The organism is Nonomuraea sp. JJY05 (assembly GCF_043496855.1).
In the GTDB taxonomy this organism is placed as follows: domain Bacteria; phylum Actinomycetota; class Actinomycetes; order Streptosporangiales; family Streptosporangiaceae; genus Nonomuraea.
In genome coordinates this window covers 1-17066 of sequence record NZ_JBIEIS010000072.1, presented here as the reverse complement: position 1 = coordinate 17066, position 17066 = coordinate 1, and the positions used below count along the sequence as shown (strand labels likewise).

The 17066-nt window shown below is 69.2% G+C and carries 21 protein-coding genes, 1 tRNA gene and 1 pseudogene; 14 read left to right on the top strand and 9 right to left on the bottom strand.

The window, feature by feature from the left end; genetic code table 11:
* Positions 1-29 precede the first annotated feature (29 nt).
* The 8 genes from ACFKCF_RS57645 (at position 30) to ACFKCF_RS57610 (ending at position 7226) form a co-directional block, all read left to right on the top strand.
* Positions 30-884, top strand: coding sequence for an alpha/beta fold hydrolase (locus ACFKCF_RS57645; RefSeq protein ID WP_394505509.1), 855 nt, complete (start codon positions 30-32; stop codon positions 882-884).
* A 100-nt stretch (positions 885-984) separates the two neighbouring features.
* Positions 985-1293, top strand: a complete 309-nt coding sequence (locus ACFKCF_RS57640) for a siderophore-interacting protein (protein ID WP_394505507.1) — start codon at positions 985-987, stop codon at positions 1291-1293.
* A 2-nt stretch (positions 1294-1295) separates the two neighbouring features.
* Positions 1296-1916: a FecCD family ABC transporter permease gene (locus tag ACFKCF_RS57635; RefSeq protein WP_394505505.1), complete on the top strand. Its 621-nt coding sequence runs from the start codon at positions 1296-1298 to the stop codon at positions 1914-1916.
* 129 nt (positions 1917-2045) lie between these two features.
* On the top strand, positions 2046-3431 hold the full coding sequence (locus ACFKCF_RS57630) for a family 2B encapsulin nanocompartment shell protein (RefSeq protein ID WP_394505503.1): 1386 nt from the start codon (positions 2046-2048) through the stop codon (positions 3429-3431).
* Positions 3432-3469: 38 nt separating this feature from the next.
* Entirely contained in the window at positions 3470-4636 is a 1167-nt protein-coding gene (locus ACFKCF_RS57625) for a family 2 encapsulin nanocompartment cargo protein terpene cyclase (RefSeq protein ID WP_394505502.1), read from the top strand.
* Positions 4637-4653: 17 nt separating this feature from the next.
* Positions 4654-5499, top strand: a complete 846-nt coding sequence (locus ACFKCF_RS57620) for a geranyl diphosphate 2-C-methyltransferase (protein WP_394505500.1) — start codon at positions 4654-4656, stop codon at positions 5497-5499.
* Between the two features lie 81 nt (positions 5500-5580).
* Entirely contained in the window at positions 5581-6081 is a 501-nt protein-coding gene (locus ACFKCF_RS57615) for a SigE family RNA polymerase sigma factor (RefSeq protein WP_394505498.1), read from the top strand.
* A complete protein-coding gene (locus tag ACFKCF_RS57610) occupies positions 6078-7226 on the top strand; it encodes a hypothetical protein (protein ID WP_394505496.1) in 1149 nt (382 codons plus the stop codon). Before ACFKCF_RS57615 ends, ACFKCF_RS57610 begins: the two co-directional genes overlap by 4 nt.
* A 42-nt stretch (positions 7227-7268) precedes the next feature.
* Here the strand turns inward: ACFKCF_RS57610 and ACFKCF_RS57605 are convergent, their stop codons facing one another.
* The 3 genes from ACFKCF_RS57605 to ACFKCF_RS57595 form a co-directional block, all read right to left on the bottom strand.
* On the bottom strand, positions 7269-8372 hold the full coding sequence (locus tag ACFKCF_RS57605; protein WP_394505495.1) for a hypothetical protein: 1104 nt from the start codon (positions 8370-8372) through the stop codon (positions 7269-7271).
* A complete protein-coding gene (locus ACFKCF_RS57600; RefSeq protein ID WP_394505493.1) occupies positions 8369-8878 on the bottom strand; it encodes a SigE family RNA polymerase sigma factor in 510 nt (169 codons plus the stop codon). Before ACFKCF_RS57600 ends, ACFKCF_RS57605 begins: the two co-directional genes overlap by 4 nt.
* Before the next feature lie 123 nt (positions 8879-9001).
* A complete protein-coding gene (locus ACFKCF_RS57595) occupies positions 9002-9436 on the bottom strand; it encodes a CBS domain-containing protein (protein ID WP_394505492.1) in 435 nt (144 codons plus the stop codon).
* Positions 9437-9552: 116 nt separating this feature from the next.
* Here ACFKCF_RS57595 and ACFKCF_RS57590 point away from each other — a divergent pair, with 116 nt between their 5' ends.
* From ACFKCF_RS57590 to ACFKCF_RS57580, 3 genes are all read left to right on the top strand, one after another.
* Positions 9553-9900: a hypothetical protein gene (locus ACFKCF_RS57590; protein WP_394505490.1), complete on the top strand. Its 348-nt coding sequence runs from the start codon at positions 9553-9555 to the stop codon at positions 9898-9900.
* A gap of 12 nt (positions 9901-9912) precedes the next feature.
* Positions 9913-10755, top strand: coding sequence for a universal stress protein (locus tag ACFKCF_RS57585; RefSeq protein WP_394505488.1), 843 nt, complete (start codon positions 9913-9915; stop codon positions 10753-10755).
* A 183-nt stretch (positions 10756-10938) separates the two neighbouring features.
* The gene (locus ACFKCF_RS57580; protein ID WP_394505486.1) at positions 10939-11991 is read left to right on the top strand and encodes a cellulose binding domain-containing protein; all 1053 of its coding nucleotides are present in this window, start codon (positions 10939-10941) and stop codon (positions 11989-11991) included.
* A 25-nt stretch (positions 11992-12016) separates the two neighbouring features.
* On the opposite strand, the gene ACFKCF_RS57575 is transcribed toward ACFKCF_RS57580, so the two are convergent.
* The 5 genes from ACFKCF_RS57575 to ACFKCF_RS57555 form a co-directional block, all read right to left on the bottom strand.
* Complete coding sequence (locus ACFKCF_RS57575; RefSeq protein WP_394505484.1) at positions 12017-12502, bottom strand: YbaK/prolyl-tRNA synthetase associated domain-containing protein; 486 nt, start codon at positions 12500-12502, stop codon at positions 12017-12019.
* On the bottom strand, positions 12492-12794 hold the full coding sequence (locus ACFKCF_RS57570) for an ArsR/SmtB family transcription factor (protein WP_394505482.1): 303 nt from the start codon (positions 12792-12794) through the stop codon (positions 12492-12494). Before ACFKCF_RS57570 ends, ACFKCF_RS57575 begins: the two co-directional genes overlap by 11 nt.
* 32 nt (positions 12795-12826) lie before the next feature.
* Positions 12827-13489 carry an AIM24 family protein gene (locus tag ACFKCF_RS57565; RefSeq protein ID WP_394505480.1) on the bottom strand — a complete coding sequence of 221 codons (663 nt, stop codon included), beginning with the start codon at positions 13487-13489 and terminating at the stop codon, positions 12827-12829.
* Between the two features lie 74 nt (positions 13490-13563).
* Complete coding sequence (locus tag ACFKCF_RS57560; RefSeq protein WP_394505478.1) at positions 13564-14202, bottom strand: tetratricopeptide repeat protein; 639 nt, start codon at positions 14200-14202, stop codon at positions 13564-13566.
* 167 nt (positions 14203-14369) lie between these two features.
* Positions 14370-14759: a response regulator transcription factor gene (locus ACFKCF_RS57555; RefSeq protein WP_394505554.1), complete on the bottom strand. Its 390-nt coding sequence runs from the start codon at positions 14757-14759 to the stop codon at positions 14370-14372.
* Between the two features lie 116 nt (positions 14760-14875).
* Here ACFKCF_RS57555 and ACFKCF_RS57550 point away from each other — a divergent pair.
* From ACFKCF_RS57550 to ACFKCF_RS57540, 3 genes and pseudogenes are all read left to right on the top strand, one after another.
* Positions 14876-14947, top strand: a tRNA-Arg gene (locus tag ACFKCF_RS57550).
* A 425-nt stretch (positions 14948-15372) separates the two neighbouring features.
* Positions 15373-15690: pseudogene (locus tag ACFKCF_RS57545) on the top strand (hypothetical protein); the annotation flags it as partial.
* Positions 15653-16630, top strand: a complete 978-nt coding sequence (locus ACFKCF_RS57540; RefSeq protein WP_394505476.1) for an RICIN domain-containing protein — start codon at positions 15653-15655, stop codon at positions 16628-16630. The pseudogene ACFKCF_RS57545 and the gene ACFKCF_RS57540, both read left to right, overlap by 38 nt.
* 98 nt (positions 16631-16728) lie before the next feature.
* On the opposite strand, the gene ACFKCF_RS57535 is transcribed toward ACFKCF_RS57540, so the two are convergent.
* Positions 16729-17066 (bottom strand): hypothetical protein (locus ACFKCF_RS57535; protein ID WP_394505474.1); only part of this gene is annotated, 338 nt, incomplete at its 5' end.

Sequence of the window (17066 nt, the reverse complement as noted above, 5' to 3'; positions counted from 1 at the left end):
CGACCATGGGGTCATCCCATGATCTACTGATGGGCATGATGACGACGGGCGTGGCGCAGGTGGACGGAATCCGGTTGCACTACACGCGGGCCGGCGAGGGGCCCTTGGTGGTGCTGCTGCACGGCTGGCCGCAGACCGGCCACTGCTGGCGGCACGTCATCGAGCCGCTGGCGGCCGAGTTCACGGTGGTGGCCCCCGACCTGCGGGGATACGGGCTGAGCGACAAGCCGGTCGGCGGCTACGACAAGCGGCGGATGGCCGCGGACATGGCGGAGCTGGTGGACGCGCTCGGGTTCGGGCGGGCCGCGGTCGTCGGGCACGATCGCGGCGCCAGGGTGGCCCACCGCTGGGGGCTCGACCGTCCCGAGCAGGTGAGCAAGGTGGCGGTGCTGGACATCGTCCCGACACGCGAGATGTTCCGCCGGCTGGACGCGTCCGTGGCCGCGGGCTACTGGCACTGGCTCTTCCATCTGCAGCCCGACCTGCCCGAACGCCTGGTGGGGCACGACGTCCGGGGCTATCTGGAGTACTTCTTCGAGCGCTGGACGTACAACCGGCACGGCCTGCCCGCCGAGGCGGTCGACGTCTACGTCCAGGCGTTCGGCCGTCCGGGGGCCCTGCGCGCCGGGTTCGACGACTACCGGGCGCACGAGCGCGACCTCGCGCTCGACGACGAGGACGCCGCCGCGGGGCGCCGCCTGACCATGCCGGTGCTGGCCCTGTGGGGGTCGATGGGGCTGCCGGCGCGGTTGCCGTCGGAGGAGATCTGGCGGGACTACGCGGACGACGTCACCGCCGCCGAGATCCCCGAGTGCGGGCACTTCATCGCCGAGGAGCGCCCGGAGGCCCTGCTCGCTCACCTGCGGGAGTTCCTGCGCCGCTGACCGCGGTGCGTGCCGAGCGTGGCGTTCGTGATCGTGATGGGTTAGGTTAGCCTCACCTAATGGTTGCGGCGGGAGGCTGGCGCTGGTGGAGCCCTATCGCATGTTCGACGTGCGTGTGGCCAGGTTGGAACGGTTGAGCCCGTCGTTCCTCCGGGTCACCTTCACAGGGGAGGACCTGGGCATATTCGCCGACAACGGCTACGACCAGCGGATCAAGCTCATCCTCCCCCTCCCCGGCTACGGCCTCGCCCACCTGCCCACCGGCTCCGACTGGTTCCCCCGGTGGCGCGAGCTGGACGACGACAAGCGCAACCCCATGCGCACGTACACGGCCCGGCTGGTCAGGCAGGCCGAGCGCGAGGTGGACGTCGACGTGGTGATGCACCCCGGCGGCGACGGCCCGGTCTAGCGGTGGGCGCGGTGGTCGTGGCGCTGCTGACGTACCTGCTGGCCTGGCGGCGCGGGGCCAGCGGCTACCGGATCGTGCTGGTCGGGGTGGGCGTGTCGTGGATGTGCACGAGCGCCACCGAATACCTCATGGTCACCACGGGGAACTTCCAGGCGCAGCAGGCGCTGGGCTGGCTGTTCGGCAACCTGAACGGGCGCGACTGGGGACACGTGGCGCCGCTCGCGCTCGCCCTGGCCGTCCTCGTGCCCGCCGCGCTCCTCCTCGGCCGCTGGACGCGGGCGCTGCAGCTCGGTGACGAGGTGGCCGTCGTGCTCGGGGCCCCGGTCCAGGCGGCGCGGCTGACGCTGCTGCTGACCGGGGTGGCGCTGGTCGCGTCCGGCACCGCGGCGGCCGGTCCCGTCGCGTTCGTGGCGCTGGCCGCGCCGCAGATCGCGCAGCGGCTGGCCCGCACCGCCTGGCCGCCGCCGCTGGCCGCCGGGCTCGCCGGGGCGTTCGTCGTGCTGGCCGCCGACGTCGTCGCGCGGCTGCTGATCCCGGACGTGGAGCTGCCGGTCGGCGTGGTCACCGGCGTGCTGGGAGCGCCCCTGCTGCTGTGGCTCCTGGCCCGCGCCCGCCGCCGCTAGATCGCTACCGCACCGGGGTTAGCAGTAGGTGTCCATCAAGACACTCTACGGATTGTGTCAGCCTGACTACGTTCAGTGGTGAATGCCTCACGGGCATCGGCTGTCACAGGCGAGCGATTGCGAGGGAACATGTCGACGGAGCCCCGGTTGAGCCTGGACACCCGGGCCGCGCGCAACCTGGCCACCACCACCAAGACACGCCCGCAGATGCAGGCCATCACCTCCCGCTGGCTCCTGCGCAGGCTGCCGTGGGTCGACGTGCGCGGAGGCACATACCGGGTCAACCGCCGGCTGACGCACCACCTCGGGCGCGGCCGGGTGAGCGTGGTGCTCAACGGGGCCGACGACGTGCTCATCGTCCCGCAGACGCTCCAGGAGCTGCCCTTGCTGCGCGGTTTCGACGACCTCGACGCGCTGGCGGCGATCGCCTCGACCTTCGCGCCGCGGGAGTTCCAGGCGGGGGAGGTCATCGCCGAGGCCGGCACGCCGGTCACCGACACGTACGTGATCGCCCATGGCCGGCTCGAACGGCTGGCCTCAGGCAAGTACGGCGACGCGCAGGTCCTCGGCGTCCTCACCGACGGGGCGCACCTGGGCGACGACGCGCTCGTGCAGGAGGGGCCCCGGTGGCCGTTCACGGTCAGGGCCGCCACCTCCGGCACGATCATGGTGGCGCCGCGACACGAGATCCAGCAGCTGCTCGGCGGCATCCCCACCCTGCGCGAGCACGTCGTCAGCTATCTGGAGGAGACGCGCAAGCCGGTCAACCGCCGCGGCGAGGCGGCCGTCGCGCTCGCGTCGGGGCACGTGGGCGAGCCGGTCATCGACGGCACGTTCGTCGACTACGACATCCGGCCCCGCGAGTACGAGCTCAGCGTCACCCAGACCATCCTGCGGGTCCACACGCGCGTGGCCGACCTCTTCAACGACCCCATGAGCCAGCTCGAACAGCAGCTGCGCCTGACGGTCCACGAGATCCGCGAGCGCCAGGAGTGGGAGCTGGTCAACAACCGCGAGTTCGGCCTGCTGCACAACACCGAGTACGACCAGCGGATCAGCACCTGGTCGGGCCCGCCGACCCCTGACGACCTGGACGACCTGATCAGCATGCGCCGCAAGACCAAGCTGCTGCTCGCCCACCCCAAGGCGATCGCCGCGTTCTTCAGGGAGTGCAACAAGCGCGGGCTGGTGCCGGGCAGCGCGGACGTGGACGGCCACGAGATCCCGGCCTGGCGCGGCATCCCGATCTTCCCCTGCGGCAAGATCCCGATCTCCGACCACCAGACCACCTCCATCCTGGCCCTGCGCACGGGGGAGGAGGACCAGGGCGTCGTCGGCCTCTACCAGACCGGCCTCCCGGAGGAGCACGAGCCGGGGCTCAACGCCCGCTTCATGGGCATCAACTCCCAGGCCGTGATGTCGTACCTGGTCAGCGCCTACTACTCGGCGGCGATCCTGGTGCCCGACGCCATCGGCATCCTCGAGAACGTCGACCTCGCGACGCCGCGTTCCTGACCGCCCGACTCCGGCCCGACTCCAGGAAGGGGCGCGTCATGCCCGAGATCGCAGCAGGTCCCACCGGTCTGGGCACCTCCGCGCTGCGCCTGCCGCTCTTCGACCGCCATCCCGTGCCACGGCCTGACGGAAGGGACGGGCACCAGCCGCCCAGGCCCGCTCCGATGGATCCCGCGCAGGCGGCGCGCGGCGCCGCGTACCGCCACGCTCTCGCCCCGCTGTCCTACCGGGAACGGCAGTGGGGCGACGGGTCCTATCCGCCGCTCTACTGCCCCGAGCTCGTCCGGAACGACCAGGAGCTGGCCGACGAGGTGGACCGGCGGCTGGTGGCGTGGGCGGAGCGGATCGGCCTGCACGAGGGGCGCATGGAGGAGTTCGGCGCGACCGGCTACGGGCGGCTGGCCATGCTCACCCACCCCGACGCCGACGACCCCGACATGCTGCTGATCGCGGCGCAGACGAACGCCGCCTGGTGGGCGGCCGACGACTACTACGCCGACGAGACCGAGCTGGGCGCGACGCCGACCGAGCTGCCGCCGCGGCTCGCCCTCGTGACCTCGGCCATGGACCCGCCTCCGCCCGCGGGCGACTACACGCGCCAGCTGGAGGAGGCCATCGAGGCCGACCCCGTCCTGGTCTCCCTGAGGGCGTCCGTCAGCCACATCACCCGTCACGCCACCCCGTCGCAGGTCATGCGGATCTGCAACATCACCTCCCAGATGTACGTGAGCTGGGCCGCCTACGCCGCCTGGCGCTACCTGGAGACGCCGCCGCCCGTGTGGCGCTACCTCGCGGCCCGGCAGCACGACAGCTTCTACACGTCCATGACGCTCATCGACATCGTGGGCGCGTACGAACTGCCCGCCGATCTCTTCGCCGACAGGAGGTTCCACACTGCGCTCATGCAGGCGGGCACCGCCAGCGTGCTCGTCAACGACCTGCACTCCGTCGCCAAGGAGGCGGCCGACGAACTCCCCGACTCCAACGTGATCCTGCTGATCGCCGCGGAGGAGGGCTGCCCCATCCGTGAGGCGACCGAACGCGCCGTGTCCATGCACAACGACTTCGTCAGAGGTTTCGAAGCCAGCCGGCAAGCGCTCGACGCCATACCGTCCGTCGAGCTGAAGCGGTTCCTGCGCGGGGCGCAGGGCTGGATGGCCGGCTGCGTCGAATGGCACGACACCACCAGCCGCTACAAGTCCTAGGGAAAGGAGTACTGCCGATGACGGCCAGTCCCGTACTCAGCACCTACTACCAGCACTCCGTCGCCGACTACTGGAACACCGAGAAAAACCCGGTCAACTTGCGCCTGGGTGAGGTCGACGGGATCTACCACCACCACTATGGCGTCGGCGAGGTGGACTGGTCGGTCCTTGAAGGCCCGGAGGACACCCGCGACAAACGCATCGTCGAGGAGCTCCACCGGCTGGAGCACGCGCAGGCCGACCTCCTCATCGGCCAGCTCGGCCCCCTGCGCCCCGAGCACCGGGTCATGGACGCCGGCTGCGGCCGCGGTGGCTCCAGCTTCCTGGCCAACCTCAGGTACGGTTGCGAGGTCGACGGCGTGTCCATTTCGGAGTCCCAGGTGGCCTTCGCCAACGAACAGGCTGAGAAGCGCGGTGTGTCCGACAAGGTGCGCTTCCATTTCCGCAACATGCTCGATACCGGCTTCGAGCCTGGATCGTTCCAAGCGATCTGGAACAACGAGAGCACGATGTACGTCGAGCTGTCGCTGCTGTTCGCCGCGCACGCCCGCCTCCTGAGCCGGGGCGGCCGGTACGTGTGCATCACCGGCTGCTACAACGACGCCTACGGCCTGCCCTCGCGTGCCGTCAGCCTGATCAACGCCCACTACATCTGCGACATCCACCCCCGCAGCACCTACTTCAAGGAAATGGCGGCCAACCGCCTCGTCCCCATCGACGTCATCGACCTCACCGCCGCGACCATCCCCTATTGGGAGCTGCGCGCCAAGACCAACCTCGCGACGGGGATCGAGCAGGCGTTCCTCGACGCGTACAAGGACGGCAGCTTCCAGTACCTGCTCATCGCCGCCGATCGCGTCTGACGGCGGTAGTTCCCCCTCCATTCAACAAATCCACCGCCAGGTCCGTCTGAGGGGAGACAGATCACGGAAAGGCGATGGTAAGTGGAAGACGACCCCCGGTTCGCGGAGTTCGTCGCCGAACGCGCCAACGCGCTGCTGCGCTACGGCTACGCCCTGAGCGGCAATCCGCACGACGCGGCGGATCTTACGCAGGAGGCGCTGGTCAGGCTGCACCGGGCGTGGGCGCGCGTGCGAAGGAAGGAGGACCCGGAGCGCTACACCAAGGCGATCATGGCCAGGCTGCACATCAGCGCCTGGCGGCGCCGCCGCCGCGAGCAGCTCGCCTGGGCCCTCCCGGAGACGCCGATCGAGGACGTGCTGCCCTCCGACGCCGACCAGGAGCTCTGGCAGGCGCTCGAAGGGCTGCCACGCAAGCAGCGTGCCGTCCTCGTCCTGCGCTTCTACGAGCAGCTCCACGACGCCGAGATCGCCGGCGTGCTCGGCATCTCCCAGGGGACCGTGCGCAGCCACGCGTCGCTCGGCCTGGCCAAGCTCCGTTCCGCGATCGCCCACCGTACGCCTGCGAGGAGGAGCAGCCCGTGAGCACGGACCTGGAAGACGACCTGAGCCGGGTTCTCGGCCGCGCCGCCGAGGGGGCCCCGCAGGCCCCGACCGGCTTCCCCGGCCGGATCGTGGCCCGCTCCCGCCGTCGCAGGGCGCGGACGTGGACGCAGGCGCTGGTGGCGGCGGTCGCCATGGTGATCGTCGGCGTGACGGTACGCGGCACCGGCGGGGCGCAGCCGGCGCAGACCAAGCTGCCCGACCCTGTCGAGGCAGTCTGGCCCGACGCGGTCTGGAAGATCCCCAAGCAGCTCCCGAACCTCCCCGATTTCCGCCCGGTGACCTTCATCGACGACCGCACGGTGCTCCTGTGGACGCCGAAGAGCGACTGGCGGACCGACGCCGTCCACGCCTACGATCTCGGCACCGGCCGGACCCGCAAGATCGCGGACATCCCTTCCACGCAGCAGGTGCACGCCTCCTACTACACGGTCGGCGCGGGCCGGATCGTCTGGGAGACGATCGACGAGAAGGAGCACACACGGTTCTGGTCGGTGCCGGTCTCCGGCGGGAAGGCCGCCGCGATCGACACCGGCGGCCCGGTCAAGGGGCGCGGTGAGGGGCTGACCGTGGTCGGCGACCGGGTGGCGTTCTCACTCGTCGAAGGCGGAGTCTTCACGTTCCCTTTGAGGGGCGGGCGCGTGACCCCCGTCGCGGGTGCGGAACGGCACCACATCCTGCGCTGGCCGTGGGTGGGCACCCCGAGTGAGTACACGCAGTCCCGTGAGCCCAGCTTCCGGGAGCTGCTCAACGCCGAGACCGGGCAGGCGAGCAGGGCGGTCGTCCGGCCGGGGGAGAGCTACGTCAGGTGCGGCGTGACGACCTGCGTCGGGATGAGGCCCGACGACACGCGCTTCTACCGGCTGCGCGACGGCTCGGGGGAACGGGATCTGCCCGGCTCCCCGGTGCTCGGGCTGGGCGACGACCGGTTCATGGCGGCCGATCCGCCCGGTCCCGCGGCCGGTCAGGTGCTGCTGGATCTGGCCACCGGCAAGCAGGGCGACCTGGGCCTGCGGCCCGACGAGGGCCGGATGAGCGGGGTCGAGCCGGGGATCCTCCATGGCGGCCTGGTGTCCTACGAGCTCAACGACCAGTACGTGCTCATCGACCTCGCCAGGATCCGCTGATCTCCGCCTGAGGCGAGGGCGAGACAGGTCTCGCCCTCGCGGCTACTTCCCGCCGGCCTTCCCGGGCAGGATCAGGTCGGTCTTGCGCCCGGAGGAATAGTCGGCCACGCGCCGGGCCTTCCCGGTTTCGATGTCGACCGCGTAGGTGCCGGCCTTCTTGCCCTCGCTGAGGATCAGGACCTCGGACGGGCTCTGCCAGATGGAGGCGCCGTGGAAGCCGCCGTCCTTCGGCAGGCCGCGGATCGGCACCTTCCGCACGATCCGCCCGGTCTTGGCGTCGAGGACCGTGAGCGTCTGCCTTTTGTTCCTGTAGTCGTTGTGGTCGTTGGCGACCAGCGTGCGGCCGTCCGGAGCGATCTCACTGAAGTCGATGAACGTTCCGTCGAAGTGCACCGGCTTGCCTCCGCCGGTGACGGGCATCAGCCACATGTCGGTCCTGCCGTAGCGGACCAGCTCGGCGATGCCGCCCTTGATGCTGATGACCTCGAACTTGGCGGGTATCGGCACCGACTTGCCGGCGCGCACGTCGATCAGCAGCCCGGTGTCCTTGCTCCCCACGCGCGGGTCGAAGCCCACGTAACGGCCGTCGTCGGAGACGACGAGCTGGTTGCCGACCTGGACCCGCTCCTCCTTCACCTTGACGGGGGAGGTCATCACGGCGCCGGTCACCAGGTCGCGGACCACGTGGGCCTGGGCCTCGCGGCTGTAGTAGGCCAGCATGCGACCGTCCCGGCTGATCGTGATGGGGACGCGATCGCCCTTGCGGGTGACGGTCAGCGCCTGCGGCACCCGGTACGTCGTGCCGGCGCGGGTGACCACCCGCCATTCCTGGACGCGGCAGTTGATGACCTGATTGTCCTCGGACACGTCGCAGGGCGTCTTGTACGCGTACCCGAGCGCCCCCACCTTGCCGTCGGGAAGGTCGGCCACCGCGTCCGCTCTTTGCGGGGCGGCCGGGTAGGCGCCACGGGGCCAGACCACCGTCGCGACCGCCGCCGAGGCCACCAGCGCCGCGACCGTCGCCACGGTGGTCGCCGCCATCGTGACGCGCTGCCTGCGCCGGTGGCCGGCGATGGCCACGTCGGCCAGGCTCACCATCGGCGCTTCCTCCGCGAGACCGCTCAGCGCCTCGCGCAGCCTGGTCATCGAACTACCTCCTGCAGGTACGGGTCGTCCGCCAGCTCGGGCGCGAGCGCGCGCAGGCGGGCAAGGGCATGATGGGTCTGGCTCTTGACGGTGCCGATCGAGCAGCCGAGCGCTTCGGCCGTCTGCGCCTCGGTGAGGTCCTCCCAGTAGCGCAGCACGATCACCGCCCGCTGCTTGCGGGTCAGCTTGGCCAGCGCCTGGCGCAGGACGATCCGGTCGAGCGTGGCGTTGTCATGCGAGGCGGCCCGCTCGGGCGGCGCGGCGCTCAGCACCTCGGGCCGGGGACGGCGCCGCCAGGCCAGGTACTGGTTGACCAGGGCCTTGCGCGTGTATGCCGCGGGATTGCCCTCCTTGGCCAGTTTGGGCCAGTGCTTAACGATCTTGGTCAAGACGCTCTGCAGCAGGTCCTCGGCGAGGTGGGCGTCCCCCACGAGCAGGTACGCGGTCCGCATCAGCGCTTGCTGGCGGGCCAGCACGAACTCGCGGAAGCCGTCGTGACGATCCAATGTGCTCTCCTCTCGCCCCTTACCAATGCGGCCCATGGGACGAAAGGTTGCACATCCGGTCTCTGTTTTTCACAGGGTGAGGGGGCCCCGCTCTGGGACCCCCTCGCATCTGATAGATCGCGTTTACGCGGGTGCGTATACGCGGTGGACGAACTCGGCGAGCTTGTTGTCCGGCAGCTCCTTCGCCAGATCGGCCTCGGAGACCATGCCCACGATCCGGTGGTTCTCGATCACGGGTAGCCGCTTAATCTGGTGCTGCGTCATCTTCTGCAGCGCCTCCTCGACGCTGCTGCGGGCCTCCACCCAGACCAGCCCGTGAGCCAGCTCGCTCGCGGTGGTCTGGTCGATGTCCTTGCCCTCGGCGCAACACTTGATCACGATGTCGCGGTCGGTGATGATCCCTTTGAGCCGGTCGTCGTCCCCGCAGATCGGCAATGCGCCGACCGACAGGTCACGCATCATCTGCGCGGCCGTGCGGAGGCTGTCGTGTTCGCCGACGCACTGCGCTCCGCGGTGCATCACGTCCTGCACTGTTTTTTCGACTCCCGATGTGCCCATTTCTACCTCCTCCGAGAGGGGACGAAGGAATCTTCAATCGGAGCCCTACCCCGCCTGCGGGAGATCGCACGAGGTTTGGCGAGGGCTCTGGGCGGTATGGTCCCATCAGGGGAAATATGAAAAAGATCGCCGCTGTCGCAGGGCTCGTGGTCATGGCCACGTCCGGCGTGACCGCCGCCTTCGGTGACGGTACCGCCCAGCACGAAGTGAGTCAGCAACAGTACGACACCCTCATCTCCCAGTGCCGCTACGCCGACCAGGGCAAGGCGAAGTGCCGTGAGGCGGTCAAGGAGATGTACCGCATCGGCAAATACGACAAGACGCTCGACTGTCGCACGTATTCCGGCGTGACCGTATGCGGCACGCTCAAGCTCAGTAAGGCCGAACGCCAGTGCGTTCGCGAGGCCGTCTCCGCGGGGCTGACGTACCGCCGCGCCGAGGTGGAGTGCTACGCCTTCGACTGAGGAGCCAGTTCGATGATCATCGTCGGCGTTGACGGCTCGAGAACCGGGCTGGACGCCGCCGGCTGGGCCGCCACGGAGGCGGCGCTGAGACAGGTGCCGCTTACCGTGGCGCACGCCGTTCCGAAGTGGGTGTGCGAGGAGACCGGCGGGCACTACGCCGAGGTCGGCCGGTGGCTGCGCGAGGGCGCGAAGTCGGTGCTGATCTCCGCGCGGGACCGCGCCCTGCGGGAGCGGCCGGAGATCACGGTGGAGACCGTCCTGCTGCCGGGCGATCCCCGCTTCGCCCTGGTCAAGATCTCCGAGAAGGCCGAGCTGCTGGTTGTCGGCAGCCGGGGGGTCGGCGGCGTGCGCGGGCTGCTGGTGGGGTCCGTCGCGTACGGCGTGGCCGCGCACGCGGTCACGGACGTCGTCCTGATACGCGCCCGTCCCTCGGCCCCGCGCGGCGAGATCGTGGTGGGAGTCGACGGTTCGCCCTGGGGCGTCCGGGCGCTCGGCTTCGCGTTCGCCGAGGCCGAATTGCGCGGTACGAAGCTGCGCGCCGTACACGCGTGGGCCTGGCCGCATCCGAGCGGGTTCGAGCCGGCCGACCGCGACAGCGAGCTGGACCGCTCGCATGAGCTGAACGAGCTCCTGGCGGGGCACCGGGAGCGGCATCCCGGTGTGGAGGTGGTGGCGGAGATCGTGCACGGCCACCCCGTCGAGGTGCTGCGGGAGGCGGCGGCCGGCGCGGACCTGCTGGTGGTCGGCACGCACGGGCGCCGCCAGCTGGCCGGGATGCTCATGGGCTCGATCAGCCAGGCCATGCTCCACCACGCCCCCGGCCCGCTCGCCGTGGTCCGCAGGGGCGGGGTCTGAAAGTTATACGCCGACTCCACCACGCCCCCGGCCCGCTCGCCGTGGTCCGCAAGGGCGGGGTCTGAAAGTTACACGCCGATCCCCGCGTTCGCGCAGGTCGCCGCCTCGTGCGTGGCTCGCCGCCTTCCCGCCGTACGTGAGCCGTCCTTACGATCTGCGCAGGCTACGACGGGAGAGCAGACGATGCGCAGGACCAGCACGTTGCTGGCGGCGATGCTGGCGTTCGCCGCGGCGGTGTTATTCGCGACGACCACGCAGGCCAGCGGTGCCGCCGCCACCCGGATCATGCCCCTGGGCGACTCGATCACCGGCTCTCCGGGCTGCTGGCGGGCCCTGCTGTGGAACCGGCTCCAGAGCACCGGCTACACCAACATCGACTTCGTCGGCACCCTCCCGCCGCAGGGCTGCGGCGTCTCGTACGACGGCGACAACGAGGGCCACGGCGGCTTCCTGGCCACCAACATCGCCAACCAGAACCAGCTGCCCGGCTGGCTCTCGGCGACCAAACCCGACATCGTGCTGATGCACCTCGGCACGAACGACGTGTGGAGCAACATCGCGCCGGCGACGATCCTCGGCGCGTTCACCACGCTCGTGAACCAGATGCGGGCCGGCAACCCGAACATGAAGATCCTCGTCGCCAAGATCATCCCCATGAACCCGTCCACCTGCCCCGACTGCGGCCAGCGCGCCGTGAACTTCAACAACGCCATCCCCGCCTGGGCGGCCGCGACCACCACGCAGCAGTCGCCGATCACGGTGGTGGACCAGTGGACGGGGTTCAGCACGAGCACGGACACCTACGACGGCGTGCACCCGAACTCGGCCGGTGACCAGAAGATGTCCGACAAGTGGTACCCGCCCCTGGTGAACGCCCTGTCGGGGATCACCCCCACTTCGACGCCCACCGTCACCCCCACGGTGACCCCCACCACGGGTGGCGGGTGCACGGCGACGTACAAGAACGCCAACCAGTGGCAGGACGGCTTCCAGGGCGAGGTCACCGTCAAGAACACCGGCGCCTCGGCCATGAGCGCGTGGACGGTGCAGTGGGCGTTCGCGAACGGGCAGCGGATCAGTCAGCTCTGGAACGGCACGCTGAGCGCGAACGGCTCCGCGGTTACCGTGCGTAACGTGGGCTGGAACGGCTCGCTCGCGCCGGGGGCCTCGACCACGTTCGGCTTCATCGCCTCGTGGAGCGGCACGAACACCGCCCCCACGCCCACCTGCTCCTAGCTGAGGACTCCTAGCTGGGGGCTCCTTAGTTGAGGGCGATGGGGGCGACTCTGGGCTCGGCCAGCCGTACGTAGTCGTCGGTGGCCAGCGCGACGGACCGGTCGAGCCTGGCGGCGTTGAAGTACAGCTCGGGCTGGTCGAGCAGCGCCGGGTCCGCGATCAGCTCCAGCCGGGGGTCGTAGCTGAACGGGAGCACGGTCCCGCTCATGCTGCCGGCCAGCTCCTCGGCCTTGTCCTTGGCGGCGAAGGCCACGTACGTGCCGTCCAGCAGCGTCTTGACCGCCTGCAGGTCGAGCCGGGCGTTGCCGGGCACGACGGCCAGCACGTGACGGGTCTGCTTCTTGCCGATCTTGACCATCACGACGAGACATTTGGCGGCCTGTGCGACGTCGTGCCCGCGCAGGGCGCTGACCTCGTCGGTCCGCCCCTCCGGCGCGTGCTCGATCACCCGGTAGCGGGCGCCGGCGGCGTCCATGTCGGAGATCAGCCGCTCGTACAGCTCACCAGCCACTGCTCAACAACTCCTTCGCCGCGACGATCCGGTCCTCGTCGCGCTGATAGAACACCCACTGCTTGATCTTCTTGCCGCGGATCAGGCCCGCCTTGGCGAGCACCTTGAGGTGCTCGCCGCAGGTGGGCTGGCTCACGCCGAGCTTCTCGGCGATGAAGAGCGAGCAGACTCCGTCGCGTACGAGGTCGCCGTCGCGCTGTGGCGGGAAGTGGCGCTCGGGATCGCGCAGCCAATCGAGGATCAGCAGCCGCTTGTCATTGGCCAGCGCCTTGACCAGGTCGACGTCCAGCACAAAGGCATTATGGCAATTAGCTAATTACCTGTCTAGCTCTGGGTGACGATGGGCGCTCCTTCGCTGGCCTGCACCAGCACGAACCCCTGCCCGGTGAACGCCAGCTGCATGGCCTCCCCGCTGCCCCGCCCGATCAGCGCCCCCACCTTCATCGTCCGGTTGACGCCGACGTGCAGCCCCGTGCTCCAGCACACGGCGGACTGGCCGTCGGCGTACGTGGGCATGCGGGCGGCATCGAGCAGCACCGGCGTGCCGTGTGTGGTCACCGCCACCCACCCGGTCCCGGTGACCGTCGTGTTGAACAGCCCGCCCGCCGCGATGCCCGCCCCCTGCACGCGCTGGATGTCCCAGGTGAGCTGCGGCTGGAACGCCAGCAGGTTGCGCCCGTTGACGGTGATCCCCTCGTTCTCCAGGTAGAACAGGTGGATGTCGTCGGCGTTGTCGGCGAGATAGAGCAGCCCTTCGCCGCGTACGCGCATGAGGGACGCGCCCTCGCCCGTCACGGCCTTCTTGAACAGCTTGCCGAGGCCGCCGCCCTCGTAGTCGAAGTCCATCTTCCCCTGGAAGGCGACCATGGAGCCCTGCTTGGCCAGGACCTCGTGCGGCAGCTGCACGCGCAGCATCTTGCCGTTCTGGAGCGCGAAGCCGGGTGGCAACTGCTGGGACTCGAGATTGCCGAAAATGGAGCTACGCACGGTTGGACCTTCCTAGGGTCGGAGGGAACGCTACGGCCCACCGTACGCAAACTTTTCACAAAAGAAGCGGCCGGCTACACCTGCCCTCGGGCGTCCTCGACCCACCCCAGCACGGTCGCCGCTCCCTCGGCCTTGGCGATCTCGGCGGCCTCATCCAGCATCGCCACGGCGTCATCACGGCGGCCTTCGGCCACGGCGATGTAAGCCAGCCCCACCAGATTGGCCGCCACCCCGGTCATGAACCCGATCTCCCTGCGCAGCCGTACGGACTGCTCCAGCCGTTCGCGCGCCGCCGGCAGCCGTCCGGCCATGTGCTCGGCGATGCCCAGGTGGCGCAGGACGTACGAGAGGGTCAGCTTGTCGCCGGCCTGGGTCGCCAGCTCGTGGGCCCGCTCGAAAGCCGCCGCCGCGGGCGCCTCGTCCTCACGGACGACCTGATGGAAGAGTCCCACCCAGAGCAGCGCCTCACCCTCGCCCCGGACATCCCCGAGCGTCCGATAGAGCTCCGCCGCCCTCTCGAACAGCCCCAGCTCCTCCTCGGCCTGCCCGCCCTGCCCGTCGAGAAATCGGGCATGCAAGATCTGCCCCCGCGCCAGCGCCAGATCGGCCTCCACGCCGTCCAGCCCCCGATCGGCGGCCTCCAGCACGGCCACCTCCCCGCCGAAAACGGCCCGCTCATAGAGCTCCCGGGTCCGCTCAAGCCGCTCGTCCACGCCCACCACTCCCATCGGATCCGGGGAGCGAGAACCTCAGGCCACCCCTACCCTCTACCGGCCACCGTCACCGCTCACCGGCCACCGTCACCGCTCACCGGCCACCGTCACCGCTCACCGGCCACCGTCACCCTTCACGGGCTGCCATCACCTTTTGCCGGCCGCCGTCACCCTTTACCGGCCGCCGTCGCCAGATCCCGTACGACCTGGATCAACTCGGCCGGATCGAAAGGCTTGGTCAGATAAGCGTCGACCCCGATCCCCAACCCCCGCCGCCTATCATCGTCCTGAGCCCGCGCCGTGATCAACACCACCTTGATGTGGCTCGTGGACTCCTCGGTCCGCAACCTCTGCGCCGTCGTCCATCCATCCAGACACGGCATCATCACGTCCAACGTGATGACGTCCGGCATGACGTCGAGCACGCGATCAAGGCAGTCCTGCCCATCGGTGGCGGTCGCGACCTCGAACCCCTCCAGGTTCAGGTTGACCGCGATGAGCTGCCGGATGACCTCGTCGTCGTCCACGACCAGTACTTTCCCAAGAACCTCGCCCACGGGCGCCAAGGTAACCTGTAGCGAGGTCGTCACGGGTGGTTTTCGCTGGATGTGTTCAAGGACCTTTATCCTGTGCCGAGTGGTGCCGGGATGCTGATAGCCTTATCACTCGTCGAGCCCCCTTAGCTCAGGGGATAGAGCACCGGCCTCCGGAGCCGGGTGCGCAGGTTCGAATCCTGCAGGGGGCACTCGATCTTGACCAGCGGTTCCGGCCGCTGAGCAGGGTGAACATCGCAGATACGGGCGGGCCTCTAGTCTCACGGAGTCCCGCCCGTTCTCGTTGACGCTCACTGGTTGTGGGCCAACTGTGGGCCGCTATCAGCGACCTCATCAGAGCCTTGATGTCGAGGTGCCTGACAAGCCTTACGGCCTCCGAGCACCCGCAACTGCTCGGACGCGTCCCCGGCAATGCACGATGTGACGTCAGGACCTGAACGACGGCCGGTTCATAGGCAGCTCCGCGCTGCGATCCGCCCCGGGAGCGCAACAGTTCCGTGCACAACGCCCCTTGTGCACGGTCAGGAACTTCTGGCTCTGTCTCACTTCATGGGGCGGGTTACGGAGTGTGAGTTCCGGCGCTGGTGGCGTTAATCGCGGTCCTGTAACAGGCTGCATGGGCGTGACCGTTCACGATCTGGATCACTCGAAGATCGACATGAAGAACGGCCACGTGGGGGTCCATTGTGCTGCACGAGGTGTCGTCCGACCAGGCTCGCCTGTTAGAGATGCTGTTCCCGCACCTGGGCGGGCTGGAGTTCGTTCGGGCCGAGATCGGGGACATGGGAGTGGTCCTGATGGTTCGGACGGTTTCGGCCCGGTGGCCTGGCGGGAGTGCGGGACGCCGTCCGCACGAGTGCATGACCGGTATCGGCGCAGACTGAAGGACCTATCGTGTGCCGGACGGCCGATGCGGGCTGAGTTGGAAGTGCGCCGGGTGCGCTGTGTCGGCCCCGCGTGCGGGGTGGCGACGTTCGTTGAACAGCCTCGCTGTCAGGCGTGCTCCGGCCCGCCCGGCCAGTGCCAACGCGACCCGCTCCAACACAGCACGCAACCTGAGCGTGCGGCGTTGCCGCCACTGGGTCACCCCCTCGACCACCATCCTGGTCGACATGGACACCCGCCGGCCGGTCGATGTGCTGGACGGCTGGGAAGCCCAGATGTTGGCCGACTGGCTGATCGCGCACCCAGGGGTACGGGCGGTGTGCCGCGACCGCGCCGGCGGCTTCGCTGAGGGCGCCCGTCTGGGGGCACCCGATGCCCAGCAGTGCGCAGACCGGTGGCATCTGTACCAGAACCTGTGCGTGGCGGTCGACAAGACGGTTCGTGCTCACCACGCTGACCTGCGTGAACCCGCGCCAGACCCGAGTGAGCCCGAGCGGAGCGAAGCGATGACCGCGGTTAAGGAGAGCCGGGTCGTGGAGCGGACCCGCCACCGTCACGCTGAGATCCACAAGCTCCTCGCCGAGGGCTACAACCAGACCCAGATCTGCCAGATCCTCGGCTTGGACTTCAAGACCGCCGACGGCGCCGCCATCGTCCAATGGCGCTGGAACGGCGGGCCCAACCAGCAGTGGCGGATGTCGCAGAACTCCGACGGCTCCTTACGGCTGTTCGGTGTCGGCAGCGGCAAGGTCCTCAGCAGCCCGAACGCCAACCAGGGCGCCGCCCTCGTCCAGGCGACCGATAACAACGGCGCGAACCAGCAGTGGAAACTCCTTCCCGCAGCCACAAGCGGCTACTACCGGCTCGTCAACATCGGCAACGGATTGTGCGCGGACGTTGAAGGGGGCTCCACAGCCGACGGCGCCCGAATCATCCAATGGCCCGGAAACAACGGCGCCAACCAGGAATGGCAGATCGTCACCATATGACACCCCGGACCCACCCACGCGTTACGTCGCACTACCTCGCTGCCGAGATTGTCACTTCAGGTTTGTAAAGATCATTTCTGATAGTCAGAGAGCGGTCTTTACTTGATTCGGCCTGGATAGGCGATGTCGAGTTCGATGAGTGCCGCGCGCCAGCCGATGGTGCGCTCTCCCTCGATCAGGCGGGCGGTGCTGGGCGAGTTCTTGATCTTTCCGGTCTTCTCCTTGCGCACGGCGCGGAGGTACCCGGCGACACTCCGCCGCTGACCGTCACTTGCGGCGAGCGAGCGGTCCCCGCCCGGGAGGTCTCCGGCGTGCTCGCGGGGCGCCGGCGCATGACCTGGGACGCGACCGCGCTCACCCGCTACACGCTCGTCCCCGAGGGTTCCCTGTGAACGCGCGCGATCGCGATGCCGGCGGCATACGCCGCCGTGCTCGC

What these genes read in the sequence shown, in the direction of transcription:
- ACFKCF_RS57590 (WP_394505490.1), top strand. Translation starts at nt 9,553, where the DNA reads ATGAAAAAGATCGCCGCTGTCGCAGGGCTCGTGGTCATGGCCACGTCC.
- ACFKCF_RS57645 (WP_394505509.1), top strand. Translation starts at nt 30, where the DNA reads ATGGGCATGATGACGACGGGCGTGGCGCAGGTGGACGGAATCCGGTTG.
- ACFKCF_RS57605 (WP_394505495.1), bottom strand. Translation starts at nt 8,372, where the DNA reads ATGACCAGGCTGCGCGAGGCGCTGAGCGGTCTCGCGGAGGAAGCGCCG.
- ACFKCF_RS57630 (WP_394505503.1), top strand. Translation starts at nt 2,046, where the DNA reads ATGTCGACGGAGCCCCGGTTGAGCCTGGACACCCGGGCCGCGCGCAAC.
- ACFKCF_RS57620 (WP_394505500.1), top strand. Translation starts at nt 4,654, where the DNA reads ATGACGGCCAGTCCCGTACTCAGCACCTACTACCAGCACTCCGTCGCC.
- ACFKCF_RS57625 (WP_394505502.1), top strand. Translation starts at nt 3,470, where the DNA reads ATGCCCGAGATCGCAGCAGGTCCCACCGGTCTGGGCACCTCCGCGCTG.
- ACFKCF_RS57640 (WP_394505507.1), top strand. Translation starts at nt 985, where the DNA reads ATGTTCGACGTGCGTGTGGCCAGGTTGGAACGGTTGAGCCCGTCGTTC.
- ACFKCF_RS57595 (WP_394505492.1), bottom strand. Translation starts at nt 9,436, where the DNA reads ATGGGCACATCGGGAGTCGAAAAAACAGTGCAGGACGTGATGCACCGC.
- ACFKCF_RS57585 (WP_394505488.1), top strand. Translation starts at nt 9,913, where the DNA reads ATGATCATCGTCGGCGTTGACGGCTCGAGAACCGGGCTGGACGCCGCC.
- ACFKCF_RS57580 (WP_394505486.1), top strand. Translation starts at nt 10,939, where the DNA reads ATGCGCAGGACCAGCACGTTGCTGGCGGCGATGCTGGCGTTCGCCGCG.